The 17,947-nt window shown below is 71.4% G+C and carries 20 protein-coding genes; 5 read left to right on the top strand and 15 right to left on the bottom strand.

What is annotated here, in order from left to right:
• Nucleotides 1-8: 8 nt before the first annotated feature.
• The 8 genes from BM342_RS17775 to BM342_RS17740 all read right to left on the bottom strand — a co-directional run bounded on the left by BM342_RS17775 (nt 9) and on the right by BM342_RS17740 (nt 8,688).
• Nucleotides 9-1,244, bottom strand: coding sequence for an ABC transporter permease (locus tag BM342_RS17775; RefSeq protein ID WP_092968472.1), 1,236 nt, complete (start codon nt 1,242-1,244; stop codon nt 9-11).
• A complete protein-coding gene (locus BM342_RS17770; protein WP_092968467.1) occupies nt 1,244-2,035 on the bottom strand; it encodes an ABC transporter ATP-binding protein in 792 nt (263 codons plus the stop codon). The genes BM342_RS17775 and BM342_RS17770 overlap by 1 nt, the downstream gene beginning before the upstream one ends.
• The gene (locus BM342_RS17765) at nt 2,032-3,069 is read right to left on the bottom strand and encodes an efflux RND transporter periplasmic adaptor subunit (RefSeq protein ID WP_177232247.1); all 1,038 of its coding nucleotides are present in this window, start codon (nt 3,067-3,069) and stop codon (nt 2,032-2,034) included. The genes BM342_RS17770 and BM342_RS17765 overlap by 4 nt, the downstream gene beginning before the upstream one ends.
• A gap of 174 nt (nt 3,070-3,243) precedes the next feature.
• Nucleotides 3,244-4,920, bottom strand: coding sequence for a ribonuclease J (locus tag BM342_RS17760; RefSeq protein WP_092968873.1), 1,677 nt, complete (start codon nt 4,918-4,920; stop codon nt 3,244-3,246).
• 107 nt (nt 4,921-5,027) lie between these two features.
• Nucleotides 5,028-6,002, bottom strand: a complete 975-nt coding sequence (gene dapA, locus BM342_RS17755) for a 4-hydroxy-tetrahydrodipicolinate synthase (protein ID WP_092968466.1) — start codon at nt 6,000-6,002, stop codon at nt 5,028-5,030.
• A gap of 152 nt (nt 6,003-6,154) precedes the next feature.
• The gene (locus tag BM342_RS17750) at nt 6,155-7,189 is read right to left on the bottom strand and encodes a DUF559 domain-containing protein (RefSeq protein ID WP_255368910.1); all 1,035 of its coding nucleotides are present in this window, start codon (nt 7,187-7,189) and stop codon (nt 6,155-6,157) included.
• Between the two features lie 87 nt (nt 7,190-7,276).
• Complete coding sequence (locus BM342_RS17745; RefSeq protein WP_092968464.1) at nt 7,277-7,882, bottom strand: dihydrofolate reductase; 606 nt, start codon at nt 7,880-7,882, stop codon at nt 7,277-7,279.
• Nucleotides 7,879-8,688, bottom strand: coding sequence for a thymidylate synthase (locus tag BM342_RS17740; protein ID WP_092968463.1), 810 nt, complete (start codon nt 8,686-8,688; stop codon nt 7,879-7,881). Before BM342_RS17740 ends, BM342_RS17745 begins: the two co-directional genes overlap by 4 nt.
• A gap of 217 nt (nt 8,689-8,905) precedes the next feature.
• Here BM342_RS17740 and BM342_RS17735 point away from each other — a divergent pair, with 217 nt between their 5' ends.
• The 4 genes from BM342_RS17735 to BM342_RS17720 all read left to right on the top strand — a co-directional run bounded on the left by BM342_RS17735 (nt 8,906) and on the right by BM342_RS17720 (nt 11,333).
• Nucleotides 8,906-9,403 carry a TlpA family protein disulfide reductase gene (locus BM342_RS17735; RefSeq protein WP_092968462.1) on the top strand — a complete coding sequence of 166 codons (498 nt, stop codon included), beginning with the start codon at nt 8,906-8,908 and terminating at the stop codon, nt 9,401-9,403.
• A complete protein-coding gene (locus BM342_RS17730; protein ID WP_092968461.1) occupies nt 9,390-9,875 on the top strand; it encodes a DUF4395 domain-containing protein in 486 nt (161 codons plus the stop codon). The genes BM342_RS17735 and BM342_RS17730 overlap by 14 nt, the downstream gene beginning before the upstream one ends.
• A gap of 128 nt (nt 9,876-10,003) precedes the next feature.
• On the top strand, nt 10,004-10,429 hold the full coding sequence (locus BM342_RS17725) for an OsmC family peroxiredoxin (RefSeq protein ID WP_092968460.1): 426 nt from the start codon (nt 10,004-10,006) through the stop codon (nt 10,427-10,429).
• Between the two features lies 1 nt (nt 10,430).
• Nucleotides 10,431-11,333, top strand: a complete 903-nt coding sequence (locus BM342_RS17720; protein WP_255368908.1) for a TIGR01777 family oxidoreductase — start codon at nt 10,431-10,433, stop codon at nt 11,331-11,333.
• Here the strand turns inward: BM342_RS17720 and BM342_RS17715 are convergent.
• Together BM342_RS17715 and dapB are read right to left on the bottom strand one after the other, a co-directional pair.
• Nucleotides 11,308-11,745, bottom strand: a complete 438-nt coding sequence (locus tag BM342_RS17715; RefSeq protein ID WP_177232246.1) for a hypothetical protein — start codon at nt 11,743-11,745, stop codon at nt 11,308-11,310. The genes BM342_RS17720 and BM342_RS17715 overlap by 26 nt on opposite strands.
• Before the next feature lie 25 nt (nt 11,746-11,770).
• A complete protein-coding gene (dapB, locus tag BM342_RS17710) occupies nt 11,771-12,562 on the bottom strand; it encodes a 4-hydroxy-tetrahydrodipicolinate reductase (RefSeq protein ID WP_092968869.1) in 792 nt (263 codons plus the stop codon).
• Between the two features lie 38 nt (nt 12,563-12,600).
• Here dapB and BM342_RS17705 point away from each other — a divergent pair, with 38 nt between their 5' ends.
• A complete protein-coding gene (locus BM342_RS17705; RefSeq protein WP_092968458.1) occupies nt 12,601-13,098 on the top strand; it encodes a GNAT family N-acetyltransferase in 498 nt (165 codons plus the stop codon).
• A 32-nt stretch (nt 13,099-13,130) separates the two neighbouring features.
• Here the strand turns inward: BM342_RS17705 and BM342_RS17700 are convergent, their stop codons facing one another.
• The 5 genes from BM342_RS17700 to BM342_RS17680 form a co-directional block, all read right to left on the bottom strand.
• Nucleotides 13,131-13,733 (bottom strand): histidine phosphatase family protein, encoded by a 603-nt coding sequence (locus BM342_RS17700; protein WP_092968449.1) that lies wholly within the window; start codon nt 13,731-13,733, stop codon nt 13,131-13,133.
• 33 nt (nt 13,734-13,766) lie between these two features.
• Nucleotides 13,767-15,152 carry a M16 family metallopeptidase gene (locus tag BM342_RS17695; protein WP_092968448.1) on the bottom strand — a complete coding sequence of 462 codons (1,386 nt, stop codon included), beginning with the start codon at nt 15,150-15,152 and terminating at the stop codon, nt 13,767-13,769.
• Nucleotides 15,153-15,244: 92 nt separating this feature from the next.
• The gene (locus BM342_RS17690) at nt 15,245-16,357 is read right to left on the bottom strand and encodes an aldo/keto reductase (RefSeq protein ID WP_255368905.1); all 1,113 of its coding nucleotides are present in this window, start codon (nt 16,355-16,357) and stop codon (nt 15,245-15,247) included.
• Between the two features lie 169 nt (nt 16,358-16,526).
• Nucleotides 16,527-17,366, bottom strand: a complete 840-nt coding sequence (locus tag BM342_RS17685) for an HpcH/HpaI aldolase/citrate lyase family protein (RefSeq protein WP_092968446.1) — start codon at nt 17,364-17,366, stop codon at nt 16,527-16,529.
• A complete protein-coding gene (locus BM342_RS17680; RefSeq protein WP_092968445.1) occupies nt 17,363-17,947 on the bottom strand; it encodes a MaoC family dehydratase in 585 nt (194 codons plus the stop codon). The genes BM342_RS17685 and BM342_RS17680 overlap by 4 nt, the downstream gene beginning before the upstream one ends.

The raw sequence follows: 17,947 nt of genomic DNA, 5'->3' as shown, positions 1-17,947 counted from the left end.
GGCTCGGCTCAGAACCGGATCGCGTCGATCACGCGGACCCGCACCGCGGTGAGCGCCGGCAGCAGGCCCGCGAGCGCCCCGACGAGCACGGACGAGCCGATGCCGATGAGGGCCGCCTCGATCGGGAACGGCGGGAAGTCCTCGACCATGCCCTGCCCGACCAGCTGCTCGAAGAGCGGGCTCTTCACGGCCACGATCGCGAGCGCGACGCCGATGCCGCCCGCAACGGCGGTGCCGACCACGCTCTCCATCATCACGGAGAAGAACACGCGCCCGCTCGTGGCGCCGAAGCTGCGCCGGATGCCGATCTCGCGGATGCGGTACTTCACCGTCACGAGCGAGATCGTCACGAGTCCGAGCGCGCCGAGCAGCAGGATCACCACGGCGACGCCCGCGACCACGAGCTTCAGCACGAGCAATGGGTCGTCGCCGCCCCACGAGAGGGAGTCCTGCCGGTAGACATCGGCCTGGGCGCCGGGCACCGCGGACTGCAGCTCGGCGCGCAGCCGCTCGGCGAGCGCGTCGCCGACCTCGACCGGCACCCAGGCCTCGTACTGGTAGCCGTTCTCGTTCGGCCCCACCAGTCCGAGCCGTTCGACCGCGTCGGCGAGCACGAACGAACGCGGATACGTCTCGTAGTCCGACGTGCGCACGACCCCGATGACGACCGCCGTGACCGGCCCGTCGGTTGCGCGGAGTTCGACCGTCGGATGCGTCGCGAGCGCGGGCGACCCGAGGCTCTGCCAGAAGGGCACGTTCACCACGAGCGCCGGGGCGAGCCGATCGGCGTCGCCCTCGTCGAACCATGCGCCCTCCTGCATGGGAGTGCGGTGCATGATGCCGTAGTCGGCGTCGACGACGGTGGAGTCGACCTGGGTCACCCCGTCGACGAACTGCGCGGTGAGCGCGCCGTATCCGACGCGCGACTCGTACTCGATCCCGTGGCGGGCGACGACGTCGCGCCAGGCCGCGGTGGTGCTCTGCTGGTCGACGACCGCACCGTCCGTCGACGTCGAGTACACGTTCGCGCTCAGCATCGCCGGGCGACCCGAGTTGCGCTCGTTGCTCTCGTTGAGCGCCTGCTGGGCGACGGCCGCAGCACCGAGCACGGTCGTGAGCGCGAACACGGCGATCGCCACGCCCACGAGCGAGAGCAGCACGCGCGTGCGATGGATGCGCAGCTCTTCGGCCGACTCGACGAACGTCGACACGATGCCCGTGAACGTGCGCCCGAACCACGGCATCACGCGCGCACCTCCTCGGGCTCGCGCATCGAGTCGGTTCCGGATGCCTCGGGCTCGCGCGCCGACTCGGTTCCGGATGCCTCGGGCTCGCCGCCCGCGGCATCCGCCCCGTCGAGCGGAACCAAGCGCCCCGCCTCGAGCCGCAGGTGCCGCACCGCGCGACGCGCGATCGCCGGATCGTGCGTGATCGTCACGAGCGCCGCACCGGTCTCGCGTGCGACCTCCTCCATGAGCTCCATCACGACGGCGCCGGTCTCGAGGTCGAGCGCGCCCGTGGGCTCGTCGGCCAGGATCAGCCTCGGGCGCCGAACGAGCGCCCGCGCGATCGCGACGCGCTGCTGCTCGCCGCCCGACATGCGATCGGGCATCGAGGTCGCGCGCGCGCCGAGCCCGACGCGCTCGAGCATCGCCGTCGCGAGCCGCTCGCGCCGCCAGAACGCCGTACCGCGGTCGTACAGCAGCGGGGTCATCACGTTCTCGATCGCGGTACGGCCAGGCAGCAGGTTGAACTGCTGGAACACGAACCCGATCGACGCGCCGCGGAGCCGCGCGAGCCGCCCGTCGGAGAGCCGTCGCACGTCGGCCCCGTCGAAGCGGATCTCGCCCTGCGTCGGCCGATCGAGCAGGCCCAACAGGTTCAGCAGCGTCGACTTGCCCGAGCCCGACCGCCCGACGACCGACACCCGGTCGCCGTCGTCGATCACGAGATCGACCGCCGAGAGGATCTGGAGCGGCGGCGCATCGGGCAACTCGACCGTGCGACCGACCGCCTCGAGGCTGATCAACGTCACTTGCCGGCGCCCATCACCAGGTCGTTGCAGGCCATCGGGTCGATCGAGCAGTCGGGCTGCGCCGGCGCCCCCGGCACGAACTGCAGTACGGCGTCGCCCTCGGCGAGTCCCTCGACGATCTCGACGTTCGCCCCGTCGGTCAGGCCCAGCTTCACCGGGTGCTCGGCGCCCTCGCCGTCGTCGCCCACCAGCCACACGACTCCTGACTCCGAACCGCCCTCGACCGCGGTCGTCGGCACCGTCAGCACGTCGTCGGCGCTCCCGGCGGCGATCGTCACCTGCGCGGTGAGGCCCGAGAAGACCTTCACGTCACCGGGCACGGCGCACCGCACGGTCGCGCCCGCACTCGAACTCGCGCCTGCACCGGCGGTGTCATCGGCATCACCGGATGCCGCGGCATCCGTCGTCGTGATCGTGAGCCCCGTGCACGCGAACGGCACGGGGCCGCCCGCGATGACCACCTCGGCCTCGGCCGGGAGCTGCGTGAGCCGGTACTGCTGCTCGGGGCTGAGCGGAGCGGTGACCTGGAACGAGGGCGGCGCGACCCGGCCCGCGGCCTGTCCGACGGTCACCGGCTGCTCGGGCAGCACGTCGAACCCCGTCAGCGTGCCCGCGATCGGGGCGAGCACCTGCTCGAAGTGGTGGGTCGGCTCGCCCATCGTCACGATCGGCTGCCCGTCGGGCCCCGTCGTGGTCTTCTCGACCGGCTCGTCTTCGACCTTCACGTCGAAGAGCACGTCGCCCGCCCCCACCTGCTGGCCGGGCTTGGCGAACACCTCGTCGACGGTGCCGTTCGCCGTCGCCTTGACGGCGATCGCCGGATCGGGAGACACCGTGCCCGCGAGCACCACGTCGTTGCGGATCGAGGCGCGGGCGACCTGTACCTGGGGCTCCTCGATCGTGCCCGTGGGTTGCAGCGAAGACTCGGACTGCGGGGCGTCGGGGAAGAACGCGAGCTTCACGAGTGCGACGGCGATCGCCGCCACCAGGACCATGCGGAGGATCGGGAAGATCCACTTGCGCCAGACGCCCACGGCTGCGCCTCCATCGGTAGGGTTCGGAAGGGTCGCCCGATGCTATCGGCGCGCATGCCGCCGACGGAATCCGTCTCGGGGATGATTCAGGGGCGGGTCGGGGATGTCCCGGCCCGCCCCCGAACTGCACATGCGGCGCGCGCGACGCCTCGGTGCTCCGCGCGACGGTCTCGGCTACGCCTCGATGACGAGCGGCACGAGCATCGGGCGCCGACGCAGACGGCGGTTCACCCAGGTGCCCACCGTGCGGCGCACGATCTGCTGGAGCGCGTGCGAATCGCGCACGCCGCTCTGCGCGGCCTCGAGCAGCGCCGCGGAGATCTTCGGCTTCACGTCCTCGAACACGGAATCGTCTTCGGCGAACCCGCGGGCGTGGATCTCGGGGCCGACGATGATGCGGCCCGTCGTGGCATCCACCACGACGATGACCGAGATGAAGCCCTCTTCGCCCAGGATGCGACGGTCCTTGAGGTCGGCGTCGGTGATCTCGCCGACGGTCGAGCCGTCGACGTAGACGAAGCCGAGGTCGAGCTGGCCGACCACGCGCATGTCGCCGTCGCGCAGGTCGTAGACCGTGCCGTTCTCGCCGATGAACGTGTTCGCCTCGGGGATGCCCGTGTCCTGCGCGAGCTTCGCGTTCGCGAACAGGTGCCGGTACTCGCCGTGGATCGGCAGCACGTTCCTCGGCTTCAGGATGTTGTAGCAGTAGAGGAGCTCGCCCGCGGCCGCGTGGCCCGAGACGTGCACCTTGGCGTTGCCCTTGTGCACGACGTTCGCGCCGAGCTTGGTGAGGCCGTCGATCACGCGGTAGATCGCGTTCTCGTTGCCCGGGATCTGGCTCGAGGCGAGGATGACCGTGTCGCCCTCGCCGACCTCGATCTGGTGGTCGCGGTTGGCCATGCGGCTCAGCACCGCCATCGGCTCGCCCTGCGACCCCGTCGACATGTAGACGATCTTGTCGTCGGGGATGTCGCCGGCCTTCTTGTAGTCGACGAGCACGCCCTCGGGCACCTTGAGATAGCCGAGCTCGGCCGCGATGGTCATGTTGCGCACCATGCTGCGGCCGAGGAGCGCCACGCGGCGTCCGTTCTGGTGCGCGGCGTCGAGCACCTGCTGCACCCGGTGCACGTGGCTCGAGAAGCTGGCCACGATCACCCGGCGGGGAGCCCGCGCGATGACCTCGTCGAGCACGGGTCCGATGGCGCGTTCGAGGGGCGTGAAGCCCGGGACGTCCGCGTTGGTGGAATCGACCATGAACAGGTCGACGCCCTCCTCACCGAGGCGGGCGAACTCGCGCAGGTCGGTGAGCCGGCCGTCGAGCGGCAGCTGGTCCATCTTGAAGTCGCCGGTGGCGAGCACGGTGCCGGCGTCGGTGTGGATCGCGACGGCGAGCGCGTCGGGGATCGAGTGGTTGACCGCGATGAACTCGAGGTCGAACGGGCCGATCTGCTCGTCCTGACCCTCGCGCACCGTCAGGCTGTACGGCTTGATGCGGTGCTCCTTGAGCTTCGCCTCGACGAGCGCGAGCGTCAGCTGCGATCCGATCAGGGGGATGTCGGCGCGCAGGCGCAGCAGGTACGGCACGCCGCCGATGTGGTCTTCGTGGCCGTGCGTGAGCACGACGCCGACGATGTCGTCGAGGCGCTCCCTGAGGAACCCGAAGTCGGGCAGGATCAGGTCCACGCCCGGCTGGTGCTCCTCGGGGAAGAGCACGCCGCAGTCGACGATGAGGATCTTGCCGTCGATCTCGTAGCTCGTCATGTTGCGGCCGACCTCGCCGAGGCCGCCGATGGGGATGATGCGAAGCGTTCCCGCGTCGAGCGGGCTCGGTTCGATGATGACGTCGGGCATGTGCCCTCCTTCACGTTCGGTGTTCAGTTCGGTGCCGGCCCTGTGACCGGCGGATGTCTCGGGGCGGAGGTCGGCGCGCACGGCGGCGCGTCGCGACATCCGCTCGTCTAGCGGGTGGTGCCTGCGACCTTCGGCAGCGCGCCGCCTGCGGCGGCGTTGCGGTCGGGTCGGAAGTTGCGGAAGTCGACGCCCGGGATGCCGCGCACGTGGTCGATCTCGTCTTCGATGAGCGCGGCCTCCCACTCTTCGGGACCGACGAGCGGCAGGCGCACCCGCGGGCTCGAGATGCGGCCGAGGCCGTGCAGGATGTACTTCGCCGCGACGGTTCCGGGCACGTGCGTCATGACGGCGCGCACGAGCGGTTCGAGCTGCTGGTGCGCGGCGGTCGCGGCGGCGAGGTCGCCGCGGTTCACGGCGTCGACGATGGTGCGGTACGGCGCGGGGGCGATGTTCGCCGTCACGCCGATGAGGCCGGTCGCCCCGATCGAGAGGTGCGGCAGCGCGTTGGCGTCGTCGCCCGAGAAGTACATGAGGTCGGTCTGGTTGAGCACCCGGCTGACCTCGGAGAAGTCGCCCTTGGCGTCTTTCACGGCCAGGATGTTCGGGTGCTTGGCGAGGCGCAGGATCGTCTCGTACTTGATCGGCACACCGGTGCGGCCCGGGATGTCGTAGAGGATCACGGGCAGGTCGGTCGCGTCGGCGACCATGCGGAAGTGCGTGAGGATGCCCGCCTGGGTGGGCTTGTTGTAGTACGGCGTGACGATCATGATGCCGTCGGCGCCGGCCTGCTCGGAGTGCTTGTAGAGCTCGATCGCGTGCGCGGTCTCGTTCGAGCCGCCGCCCGTGATGATCTTCGCGCGACCGGCGGCCACGTCTTTGCCCACCTCGACGAGGCGGATCTTCTCGGGGTCGGTGAGCGTGCTCGTCTCGCCCGTGGTGCCCGTCACGACGATGCCGTCGGCACCGCCCTCGATGAGGTGGTCGATGTGCTTCTCGACCCCGGGCCAATCGACCTCGCCGTCAGCCGTGAACGGCGTGACGAGCGCGACGAGTACCTGTCCGAAGGGGTTTTCCTGAGTCACGCCCTCAAGGGTATCGGGTCGAGCGGCCCCCGATCCGCCCGGTTCCACCCCGTGACATTCGCCGAATGTCGGATGCCGCGGGCGACACGCGCAATTGGCAGGCGTCGCACCGGCGCGCCGGCGCCTGCATCCGACATCCGTCGACTGCGCGGTCAGGCGCGTCGAGCCCCGCCGTCGACCAGGCGGGACTCGTGTCTGGCGAGGATCGCAGCGACCACCAGCGGCCAGTCGTGGATGATGAGGGCGTAGTCGAACCTGAGCGTCTCGAACCCGAGTGCCGCCGCGGCGGCATCCCGGCGCAGGTCCTTGTGACGCATCGATGGCCCGTCGTGATTCACCCGGCCGTCGACCTCCAGGATGAGTCGATCGCCGAGCACGAAATCGACCAGGCCCACACCGGGCACCTCGACCTGGCTCTGCAATTCGATGCCGTACGGAAGCAGCCGGAAACGCAGGATCGACTCCAACCCGCTGTCGGCGTCCGCGCGCGCGAGATCGATCACGCTCCGGGCGGCGGCCGGGACCGCGAGGCGGAGCCGACGAAGCGCCGCGTCGCCGAGCATGCCGAGGCGCAATGCGGATTCGACGGCCACGAAGAAATCCTCCGCACCACGACACACGAAGATCTGGCCAAGCGCGTGCTCGAGCGGGGCACACGCGCCGAGTCGGGCGCTGCGGACGCGATGCGTCTCGCATGTACATCCCGCGTGCCGGTGCACGCGCGCTCGGGCGCCCACGGCGACATGGAGCAGCCCGTCATCGAGGACCCACAGTCCGAGACGGCGGGCCGCCGAGAGACAGCTCAGCATTCCGCCGTGGCGCGCGGCCTCGACGACCTCGGCATCGGTGCCCGGCAACGCGAACACGCCCTGCCGCACCCGTTCGACCTCTCGTGCGTCGACGGCACCGGCGAGGTCGTACGCCGTCCAACCGGCTCGGTACAGCTCTGCCGTGCGTCGGATGGGCAGGCCGTCGAACACGGCGAGAGCTTCCATGCGCATTGCGCCACTCTGCGCGAGCTCACCGCCGAGAACGCCGGCTGAGGGCCATGGTGCACGCAACGCCGGCGATCGCCGCCTGTGGAGGACGAGCCCGCCTGGCCCTGCATTCGCCGAATGTCGCCCCTCACGGGCGCCGCGCCGGAGGTCGTCGCCAGTTGGCGGCGCGCCGCCGCGCGGATCCGACATTCGGCGAATGCGTCTGGTGCGAGGGTGACGCGGCAGGCGCTTGCTGGGGCGAGTTGGTGCCCAGACGCCAGTGGGGCCGGGGCCGGGTCAGTCGCTGGCGCGGGTGTAGGTGACGAAGCGGTACCGGATGCCGGTGGCCGAGGTCTGCTCGTCGCCCCGGGCGGCCGCGAATCCGGGCCCGATGCTCGGCGCGAGCACGTCGTCGTCGAGCGGCGCGAAGGAGTTGTCTGCGTGCCGCAGCTCGGTGACCTCGAGTCGATCGGCGAGCGGCAGCGCGAGCGCGAACAGCTCGGATCCGCCGATCACCCAGACCCGGTCGACCTGCCCGGCGAGGACGAGGGCCTCCTCGACGGAGGCCGCGGCGACCGCACCGTCGGCGGCCCAGTCGGGCTGTCGGGTCACCACGAGGTTGCGGCGGCCGGGCAGCGGCCGGTAACGCGGGTTCAGCGAGTCCCACGTCTTGCGGCCCATGACGACCGGGGCGCCGAGCGTCACGGCCTTGAAGTGCGCGAGGTCCTCGGGCACATGCCAGGGCATGCCGCCGTCGCGGCCGATGACGCCGCCCTCGGCCTCGGCCCAGACGAGCCCGATCGCCGGACGCGGCGCCTCCGGTGCGACGACCGTGTCGGCCGCGCGAGCCGGGTCGACGGCATCGGCCGGGAGCGGCCCGCCCGCGGCATCCGCTCCGCTCATACGGCGACGGCGCCGCGGATCGCGGGGTGGTGCTCGTAGCCCACGACCTCGAAGTCGTCGTACTCGTAGTCGAAGATCGAGTCGGGCGTACGCGTCAGGCGCAGCGTCGGCGGCGCGAACGGCTCGCGTTCGAGCTGGAGCCGCACCTGCTCGACGTGGTTGTCGTAGATGTGGCAGTCGCCGCCGGTCCAGACGAAGTCGCCGACCTCGAGGCCGGTCTGCGCGGCGACCATGTGGGTGAGCAGCGCGTACGAGGCGATGTTGAACGGCACACCGAGGAACAGGTCGGCGCTGCGCTGGTAGAGCTGGCACGACAGCTTGCCGTCGGCGACGTAGAACTGGAACACCGCGTGGCAGGGCGCGAGCGCCATCTCGGGGATGTCGGCCGGGTTCCACGCCGACACGATGAGCCTGCGCGAGTCGGGGTTCGTGCGGATCTGCTCGACGACCTCGGCGATCTGGTCGATCGTCTCGCCGTTCTCGGTCGGCCACGAGCGCCACTGCACGCCGTAGACGGGGCCGAGCTCGCCGTCGGCGTCGGCCCACTCGTCCCAGATGGTCACGCCGTGCTCGCGCAGCCAGCCGACGTTCGACTCGCCCCGGAGGAACCAGAGCAGCTCGTACGCGATCGACTTGAAGTGCACGCGCTTGGTGGTCACGAGCGGGAATCCCTGCGAGAGGTCGAACCGCAACTGCCGCCCGAACACGCTCGTGGTGCCCGTGCCGGTGCGGTCGGTCTTGCGCGTGCCGTGCTCGAGCACGTCGCGCAGGAGGTCTTCGTACGGGGTGCTGAGCGTCTCGGACATCGCATCGATGCTAACCCGGGCCGAGGCCGTCGGGGCCGCGACACAGGGCATTCGACGAGCGGATGCCGCGTGGCGGCGTCGTGCGCACGGCGGGCCGTCGCGGCATCCGTCGTCCGTCGTGCGTCGACGCCGCCCGCCGCCCGTCGCCCGTCGCCCGCCGCCCGTCATGCCTCGTCACACTCGACCCGCCGCGCGAGCGCGCTCGTACCCTTGGCGCATGGACTGGCAGGCGGCGCTCATCGCGGGCCTCGGCCTGCCCGCGCTCGCCACCGTCGTGGGCCTCGCGTGGAAGGCCCGCACCGGGCGCGTCCGCGCCGTGCCGGCGTCGGCAGGTCAGGCCACCGGGCCGGTCGTGGCGAACGCCGCCGCCGCCGCCGCCCGCAGCTCGTCGGCTGCGGCGCTGGGCCTGGTCGACGCCGACCTCGGCGCCGACGCGACGCTCGTGCAGTTCTCGACCGAGTACTGCAGCCGCTGCCCCGCGACCGCACGGCAGCTCGGCGAGATCGCCGACGACTACGCGGGCGTGCGCCACGTCGAGATCGACCTCACGCATCGCGCCGACCTCGCCGACCGCTTCCACGTGCGGCAGACGCCGACCACCCTGATCCTGCGCGCCGACGGCACAACCACGGCGCGCATCGGCGGCGTGCCGCGACTCGCGGCCGTGCGCACCCAACTCGAGACCCTCATCGGGAGCCCCCATGTCGCATCCTGAATCCACCACCGCGCCCACGTCGGAGGCCCCCTCCGGTATCGACCCGCGCGCACCGCGGTTCTCGGCGGCGATCACCGCCGTGCTGCTGCTCGCCGTCGTCGTATTGTCGGTCGCCGGCCTCGACGTGACCGCCTGGGCGCTGCTCACCGCGCTCTCCGCGCTCTTCCTCTGGGGCGCGGTCGCGGGGGTGAAGCGGCATCCGTTCGGCGTGATCTTCCGCACGTTCGTGCGGCCGCGCCTCGCGCCGCCGACCGAGCTCGAGGACCCGCGCCCGCCGACCTTCGCGCAGCTCGTGGGCTTCATCGTGACGATCGTCGGCGTCGTGCTCGGGTTGTTCGGTGTCGAGTACGCGGTAGCGATCGCGGCGGGCTTCGCGTTCATCGCCGCGTTCCTGAACGCCGTGTTCGACTACTGCCTCGGATGCCAGATCTACCTGCTGCTCGTGCGCGCGCGCCTCGTGCAGCGGGCCTGACCGACCGCCGCGGACCGGCCGCCGCGAACGACCGACGACCCGCGGGCCGACGCACGTCGGCGGTTCGCCATGCCGCTCGGCGAGCGTCCCGGGCTAGGCTGAGAACTCCGGCTCGACGAGGAGGACCCATGGCCGTCACGAGTGAATCGACCACCGTCTGGACCGGCACGCTCGCCGATGGTTCGGGCACGACGAAGCTCGACTCCTCAGGGGTCGCCGAGTTTCCCGTGAACTGGCGCGCCCGTTCAGCGGGCGAGGCCGGCACCACGAACCCCGAAGAGCTCCTGGGCGCCGCGCACTCGTCGTGCTACTCGATGGCGCTCGCGCACGCGCTGACCGAGGCGGGGCACGCGCCCGAATCGATCCAGACGACCGCGGCCGTCACGTTCGAGGCCGGTCGCGGCGTGCTCGGCAGCCACCTGCTCGTGAGCGCACGCGTTCCGGGCCTCACCGAGGCGGAGTTCGAGGCGTTCGCCGACGATGCCAAGGCGAACTGCCCGATCTCCAAGGCCCTCACCGGCATCCCGATCACGATCGAAGCCGAACTCGCCTGACGTGCGGGTCCTGATCGCCGGAGCATCCGGCTTCATCGGCACGGCTCTCGTCGAGCGCCTCGTCGCCGACGGTCACGACGTGCTCCGGCTGGTGCGCCGACGCACGACCTCGCCAGACGAGGTGACCTGGTCGCCTGCGGCGGGCATCATCGACTTCACGATCATGGATCGCGTCGATGCCGTGATCAACCTGTCGGGGGCCTCGCTCTCGCACCTGCCGTGGACGAAGTCGTACCGCGGCGAGATCCTGGAGTCCCGGGTGAGCGCGACGCGCACGCTCGCCGACGCGATGCGCAAGGCCCGCACTCCCCCGGCGGTCTTCCTGAGCGGCTCCGCCGTGGGCTACTACGGCAACCGACCGGGCGAGCTGCTCACCGAGGCCTCCCCAGCCGGCAACGGCTTCCTCGCCGACATCGTCGAACGCTGGGAGAAGGCGGCGGCGCTCGCCCCGCACGAGACGCGCACCGTGAACCTGCGCACGGGCCTCGTGATCGGGCAGGGCGGTGCGATGAAGCCCGTGGGCCTGATGACGAAGCTCGGCGTCTCGACGCGTCTCGGCACCGGCGGACAGCACTGGCCGTGGGTCGCGCTCGACGACGAGGTGTCGGCGATCGTGCACCTGCTCGACTCGTCGATCGTGGGGCCGGTCAACCTCGTCGGGCCGACGCCCGCGACGGCCGACCGGGTGATGAGCGCCATGGCGCGGCAGATGCACCGCCCGTACTCGCTCGCCGTGCCCGAGCGGGTGCTCGGCATGGCGTTGGGTCAGGCGGCCGACGACCTGCTGCTCGCGAGCGCGAAGGTGGTGCCGCAGCGCCTCTCCGACGACGGATTCGCGTTCGCGCACGAGACCGTCGAGTCCGCGATCGACGCGATGCTCAGCGCGCCCGCTCGAGGTCGATAGCCTTCCGCACCGCACGTCGCGCGCGACGGCGATCGCCCGCGGCGTCGTAGGCCATGCCGAGCCGCATCCACGCGCGCCATGAATCGGGCTCCGCCTCGGCCTCGGTGCGGAACCGGCCGAACTCTGCGTCGGCCGATGCCCGATCGGCGCGCCCGCTCGGGGTGGTGTCGATGCCGAGATCGGTCGCCCCTTCGGCTTCGAGCGTCTTCACGAGCCGTTGCGAGCGGATGCCGAACGAGACCTCGCGCCAGATCGCCCATGCCGCGATGATCGGCAGCACGATGAGCGCGATGCCCATGACGATCGCGATCGGCTCGCCGGTCGCCACGAACTGCACGGCGCGCCATCCGACGAGGGCCACGTAGACCGCGAGCAGCACGGCCATCGAGATGGCGCCGATCTTGGCGCTCATGCGCGGCATCCGTTCGTCATGGAGGTCATTCGGCGGATGTCGCGGCCGAAGCCGCGGTCTCTGCCGTCGCCACGGCGGCGGGCAGCTCGAGCCCGAGCAGGGCCCCGAGGCCGACGGTAACGCCGGTCGCCTCTGGCGCGCGGCGCAGGGCGAGCAGGATGCCGGCCTCGTACGAGCTCGGCGACAGGGTCGAGTGGGCGATCGTGAGCGTCTCGCCGTCGCCGCCGAGCACGACGCGCTGCTCGGCGAGCAGCCCCGACATCCGCAGGCTGTGCACCGGCACGCCGGACACGAGCTGCCCGCGAGCGCGCTGGTCGGCGTGCGGCGCCTCGACCGGGCCGGCGGCTGCGCGCGCCTCGCCGATGAGCTCGGCCGTGCGCACCGCGGTGCCCGAAGGCGAGTCGACCTTGCCCGCGTGGTGCGCCTCGACGATCTCGATCGAGTCGAACCAGGGCGCAGCGAGTGCGGCGAACGCGGTGCCGAGCGTGCTGCCGATCGAGAAGTTCGGGATGAAGAGCACCGCGCCGGCCTCGTCGTGGCCGCGCACGAAGCGCTCGATCTCGGCGATGCGGTCGGCCGACCAGCCCGAGGTGCCGACGACGATCGGGATTCCGGCGCCCGTCGCGAACTCGACGATGCCCGCACTCGCGGCGGGGTGCGTGACGTCGAGCACGACATCGGCGCCGAGCATCTCGTCGAGCTCGGACTTCGACGACAGCGCCGCGTGCAGTTCGAGGTCGTCCGCCCCCTCGACGAGTGAGAGTGCCAGCTTGCCCATCTTGCCCGTGGCCCCGGCCACGGCGACCCGTATCGTCACGTGCTTCACCCTAGCAAGCGCCGATTAGGCTGGCCTGCATGCAGTTCCGAGCGGTGCCGGTCAGCGGCGCAGAGGCACACGGCATGCTCGAGGCGTACTTCGCCGAGCGTGCTGCCGGGTTCCCGGTCGAGCAGGGCGAGTACCGCCCGACCTTTCCCGTCGACGCGGCGTTCACCCCGCCCGAGGGCGTGTTCCTCATCGTCGACGATGCGGCACCGGATGTCGCGGGGCCGACGGGCATCGGCTGCGGCGGCATCCGACGCATCGATGCCGACCCGGCGACCGGACTCGTGCGCTACGAGGTCAAGCACCTCTGGCTGACGGATGCCGCGCGCGGCCGTGGAGCCGGACGCGCCCTGCTCGTGGAGCTCGAACGTCGCGCCCGCGGCTTCGGTGCCGAGGAACTCGTGCTCGACACGAACGCGAGCCTCGCGGCCGCAGGCGGCCTCTACCGCTCGAGCGGATTCGTCGAGATCGCGCCGTACAACGACAACCCCAACGCGACGACCTGGTTCGCCAAGCGACTGTCCGACTGAGCGGCTGAACCGCGCCTCAGACCGCGAACGCCTCAGACCGCGAACGCCTCGGGCAGGCCCGTGCGCAGCTCGAACGGCAGGTGCGCGAGGTCGTTGTGCACGGCGAGGTTCCAGGGGCGGCCGGACTTCTGGGTGAGCACCGTGAGACCGCAGTTCGCCTGGTTGATGGAGACCCAACGCCAGTCGGGCGCACCCAGTGCCTCGCGCACGAACCACCCGATCACGAAGTTGTGCGTGATGAGCAGGTCGTGGCGGTCGTCGCGGTGCGATCGGAGGAACTCGGCCGCCGCGTCCTCCATCTGGGCGGTGCCGGCCTCGATCTCGGCCTCGGTCACCGAGCCGAAGAACGCGTCGTAGGCCTTGGGCGTCGAGGGGGCCGGGCCCGAGGGGATGCAGTCGAACAGCAGGGCCGACGGCTCGGGCGAGAGGGAGGGCATCTTGGCCGCGATGATCTCGGCGGTCTCGGTCGCGCGCTGCAGCGGCGAGTGCCAGGCGTTGTCGAACGGGATGCCGCCGAGACGCTCGGCCAGCAGCTCGGCCTGGCGGCGTCCGCGGGGCGACAGCGGGCCGTCCTGCAGGCCGTGCTCGGCGTCGAGCTGTTCGCCGTGGCGTACGAGGTAGAGGTGGTGTGGCACGATGCGCTTCCTGTGCTGGTCGGGTCGGCGGCCTTAGGCGGCGTCGGAGGTCGGTGGAAGGTCGATCGTGTTCGCGAAGTCGCCTTCGTCGGCGGCGCCGACCGCGACGAGCGAGAACGGACGGGACGCGAGGTCGGCTGCGAGCGCGCGCACGTCGTCGGCCGTGACCCTGGCGATGCGTCGCAGCGCCTCGTCGAGGTCGACGAACTCGCCGAGCGTGAGCTCGGCGCGGCCGAGGCGGGACATCCGCGTATCGGAGTCTTCGAGGGCGAGGGCGGATGCCCCGGCGAGCTGCCCCGAGGCGCGGCGCAGCTCTTCGGGCGTGATGCCGTCGCTCGCGAGGCGTGCGAGTTCGGAGCGCATGAGTTCGGCGACCGTGGGCGCCTTCGTCGGCGCGCATCCGGCGTACATGCCGAAGAGCCCGGCATCGGAGTAGGCGGGCGCGAAGGAGTACACCGCGTAGGCGAGCCCGCGCCGCTCGCGCACCTCTTGGAAGAGGCGCGACGACATGCCGGAGCCGAACACCGTGTTGAGCACGCTCATGACGGAGCGGCGCTCGTCGGTCGCGACGAGTCCCTGCGCGCCGAGCATGAGATTGACCTGTTCGATGGGGCGCTGCACCACCGTGAGTTCGCGGGGCGGGGCGAGCACCCCGGCCTTCGCCGCCCGGCGCTCGACCGGGACGGCCTCGATCGAGAGATCCCATCCGCCGGCGGTCAGCGAGACCTGCAGTGCCGCGACGAGCTCGTCGTGGTCGACTGCGCCTGCGGCAGTGACGACGAGGTCGTTCGGCCGGTAGTTGGCGGCGTAGTGCTCGAAGACGGCCTCGCGCGTCGCCTGGTTGATCGTGTCGGGGCTGCCGCCGATCGGGCGCCCGAGCGGGTGCTCACCGAGCACCGCCTCGAAGAAGCGCTCGTTCGCGACGTCACCGGGATCGTCGCCCGCCATCGAGAGCTCCTCGAGGATCACGCCGCGCTCGTTGTCGAACTCGGCGGGGTCGAGCAGCGACGACGTGAACATGTCGGAGAGCACGTCGACCGCCATCGGCAGGTCTCGGTCCTGCACCTTGGCGTAGTAGCACGTGTACTCCTTCGCGGTGAGCGCGTTGTGCTCGCCGCCGACGGCGTCGAAGGAGATCGCGATGTCGAGTGCGGTCCGCGAGGGGGTGCCCTTGAAGAGCAGGTGCTCGAGGAAGTGCGTCGATCCGAAGGTGGCCGGGTGCGCCGGATCTGCGGCGGTCTCGTCGCGCGACCCGACCGCGACCCAGAACCCGATGGTCGCGCTGCGGCTGCCCGGCATGTGCTCGGTGAGCACGCGAACGCCCGACGGCAGGATGCTCCGCCGTACGAGCGCGTCGCCGGCAGCCGTGAAGGAGAGTTCGGCAGTGCCGAGGGGGAGGTCGACGGCGCCGGTGTTCATCCGTTCCAGCCTAGGCCACCATGTGTCCATTCGCTCGGCGACCCGCGCCGACCGCCTGCCGACGTGCGCGAGGCCCGTCAGTGCGAGGCCCGTCAGTGCGAGGCGCGGTCGAGTTCGACGAGTTCGGAACGGTGCAGTTCGACGGATGCCGCGGCGATGAGCGCGTCGACCTGATCGGCGGTCGTCGCGCTCACGACGGGTGCGACCACGCCGGGCTTCGCGAGGAGCCAGGCCAGTGCGATCGTCGCGGGTGCGACACCGTGGACGTCGGCGATCTGGTCGAGGGCGGCGAGCACGCGCTGTCCGCGCCTGCCGAGGTGCGCGGCCGCGCGCTCGCCTCGTGCGTCGTGACGGACGTCGCTTCGGCGACGGATGCCTCCGGCGAGGAACCCGTTCGCGAGCGCGAAGTACGGCATGACCGCGAGCCCCTGCGCGTGCGCGACGAGCTCGGTCGCGCCCTCGAATCCACGGCGTTCCATGAGGCTGTACCGCGTGGTGAGCGCCTGGAACCTGGGAAGCCCGTTCGCGGCGAGCACCCGCGCCTCGATGAGGCGCTCCGGTCCGAAGTCGCTCGCGCCGACGGCGCGCACCTTGCCCGCGTCGACGAGGGCGCCGACCGCTCCGAGGGACTCCTCGAGCGGGATGTCGGTGTCCTCACCGTGGAGGAACAGCACGTCGATGCGGTCGGTGCCGAGCCGCTGCAGGCTCGCGTCGACCGCGGCGCGGATGGTCACGGGAGCGAGCCCCGGGAGGTCCTGGTTGCGGCCGACCTTGGTCATGACGTGCATGCGGTCGCGCGAGCCGCGCGAGGCCATCCACGCGCCGATGATCGACTCGCTGCGGCCGGCTGCGTAGCTGTCGGCCGTGTCGACGAGGTCGCCGCCGGTTCCGGCGAACCGGTCGAGCACTGCGAACGCGTCTTCGGAGCCGAGGGTCCAGCCGAACGTGCTGCCCCCGATCGCGAGCCGGTGCACGCTCATGTCGGTGTCGCCAAGCCGCGCTCGGAGCGGAACGTAGATGGGCCCGGAGAACGTGTTGCTCGACACGACCTCCGCGCGGTGCGCGGGCGTGCGGGGCTCGTCGATGAGCGCCGTGCCGCTCGCATCCGCGTGCTGGAATGCATCGCGTTCCGCGGTCGCGACCGCTGCGCCGTGATCGGATCCACGGTGCGTGTCGCGCCCCCCTGCCAAGTGCCGTCTCGCCACTTCTCCTCCTCCCCAGGATTGAAATGAGAATACGTTGACTTCCGCGTGTTTCCGGGGAACTTCGGGTGAACCGTTACCCAATCGTTTCGGCGAGTCCCCCGAACGGATGACATGCGATGCCTCCGTACGTATGATTCGGAGCCCGACCCCGATCGGATCGGATGCCGCGTCAGCTTCCGGAGGCGGCCGCGGCGCGGCGCACGACGGCCTCCGCCTGGCGCAGCACCGGCTCGTCGACCATGGTTCCGCGGAACGCGAAGACCCCCTGCTCGCCGCTCCCGGCGGCGAGCACCGCACGAGCCCACTCGAGCTGCTCGGCGCCCGGACGGTACGCCTCTCTGACGACCTCGACCTGCGACGGGTGGATGCATGCGGTGGCCGCGAACCCGAGCGCGGCGGCGTCGCGGGCCTCTTCGCCGAGGCCCTCGAGGTCGGCGATGTCGAGGTGGACGGCATCGATCGCGGCAGCGCCGTGCGCGGCGGCCGCGAGCTGCACGTGCGCACGGGCGTAGGCGGGCACGCCTCGATACTCGCCTCGACGACCCCCGTCGTCATGCCTGCTCGACGAGCCTCCGAGCGAGGCGACGAGGTCTTCGGCACCCCACATGAGCGCCGACACGTTCGGCAGGGCGGCGACGGCCTCGGCCGCGAGCACGCCGCGGGCCGTCTCGCACAGCGCGATCACCTCGAACGGCTCGAGCTCGACGAGGTCGGCGGTGCCCTCGCACTTGGCGAGCATGACCGTGCGGTACCCGGTGTCGGCGAGCATGGCGAGATCGGCCGCGAATGCATCGCTCGAAGCCGGGTTCACGCGCACGATCACGCGTTCGGGATCGAGGTCGGATGCCGCGACCGCGCGCCGCGCATCGTCCCTCGCCGCAGGGGCCACCGCATCCTCGAGGTCGAGGATCACGGCGTCGGCGCGCTCGAAGGCCTTCGCGAAGCGGTCGGGGCGGTCGCCCGGGCAGAAGAGCAGCGCCGGCCCGAACCGGAAGGGCGGCCGGGTCATCCGTTCGCCCCCTCGGTCGCCGCCGGGCCGGTCGCCGCGAGCTCGCCCGCCGCACGTGTGTGCACGAGCATCGTGCGCGATGCCGTCGCGACCACGACGCCGTGCTGGTTGCGCGCGGTGTGCGCGAGTACGACGACGCCCTCGCCCGGCCTGGACGACGAGAGGCGCTTGGACACCACCACGGACTCGCCCGAGAGCGTGTCGCCCACGAACACCGGATGCGGGAACGCGACCTCGCCGAACCCGAGGTTGGCCACGAGCGTACCGAGCGTGAGCTGCCCGACCGACTGCCCGACCAGCGTCGAGAGGGTGAAGAGCGAGTTCACGAGGATGCGGCCGAACGGCTGCGTCGCCGCGAACGCCGCGTCGAGGTGCAGCGGCTGCGGGTTCATCGTGAGCGTCGTGAAGAGCACGTTGTCGGCCTCGGTCACCGTGCGGCCCGGGCGGTGCAGGTAGCGCACGCCCTCCTCGAACTCCTCGAACCAGAGCCCGCGCTGCACGACCTCGCGCAGCTCCGGCCGGTCGCCGCCGCCCTGTCCGGGCCCGGGCGTCGGCACGGCGTCCCTCGCGGCATCCGTCAT

It is taken from the genome of Agromyces sp. CF514 (genome assembly GCF_900113185.1).
Taxonomy (GTDB): Bacteria; Actinomycetota; Actinomycetes; order Actinomycetales; family Microbacteriaceae; genus Agromyces.
This window is presented reverse-complemented; position numbering and strand designations above follow the sequence as displayed.

Coding starts and splice junctions, on each gene's coding strand:
- BM342_RS17775 (WP_092968472.1), bottom strand. CDS start 1,244: ATGCCGTGGTTCGGGCGCACGTTCACGGGCATCGTGTCGACGTTCGTC.
- BM342_RS17760 (WP_092968873.1), bottom strand. CDS start 4,920: ATGCCCGACGTCATCATCGAACCGAGCCCGCTCGACGCGGGAACGCTT.
- BM342_RS17750 (WP_255368910.1), bottom strand. CDS start 7,189: ATGTCGGATCCGCGCGGCGGCGCGCCGCCAACTGGCGACGACCTCCGG.
- BM342_RS17745 (WP_092968464.1), bottom strand. CDS start 7,882: ATGAGCGGAGCGGATGCCGCGGGCGGGCCGCTCCCGGCCGATGCCGTC.
- BM342_RS17740 (WP_092968463.1), bottom strand. CDS start 8,688: ATGTCCGAGACGCTCAGCACCCCGTACGAAGACCTCCTGCGCGACGTG.
- BM342_RS17735 (WP_092968462.1), top strand. CDS start 8,906: ATGGACTGGCAGGCGGCGCTCATCGCGGGCCTCGGCCTGCCCGCGCTC.
- BM342_RS17730 (WP_092968461.1), top strand. CDS start 9,390: ATGTCGCATCCTGAATCCACCACCGCGCCCACGTCGGAGGCCCCCTCC.
- BM342_RS17725 (WP_092968460.1), top strand. CDS start 10,004: ATGGCCGTCACGAGTGAATCGACCACCGTCTGGACCGGCACGCTCGCC.
- BM342_RS17715 (WP_177232246.1), bottom strand. CDS start 11,745: ATGAGCGCCAAGATCGGCGCCATCTCGATGGCCGTGCTGCTCGCGGTC.
- BM342_RS17705 (WP_092968458.1), top strand. CDS start 12,601: ATGCAGTTCCGAGCGGTGCCGGTCAGCGGCGCAGAGGCACACGGCATG.
- BM342_RS17695 (WP_092968448.1), bottom strand. CDS start 15,152: ATGAACACCGGCGCCGTCGACCTCCCCCTCGGCACTGCCGAACTCTCC.
- BM342_RS17685 (WP_092968446.1), bottom strand. CDS start 17,366: ATGACCCGGCCGCCCTTCCGGTTCGGGCCGGCGCTGCTCTTCTGCCCG.
- BM342_RS17680 (WP_092968445.1), bottom strand. CDS start 17,947: ATGACGGATGCCGCGAGGGACGCCGTGCCGACGCCCGGGCCCGGACAG.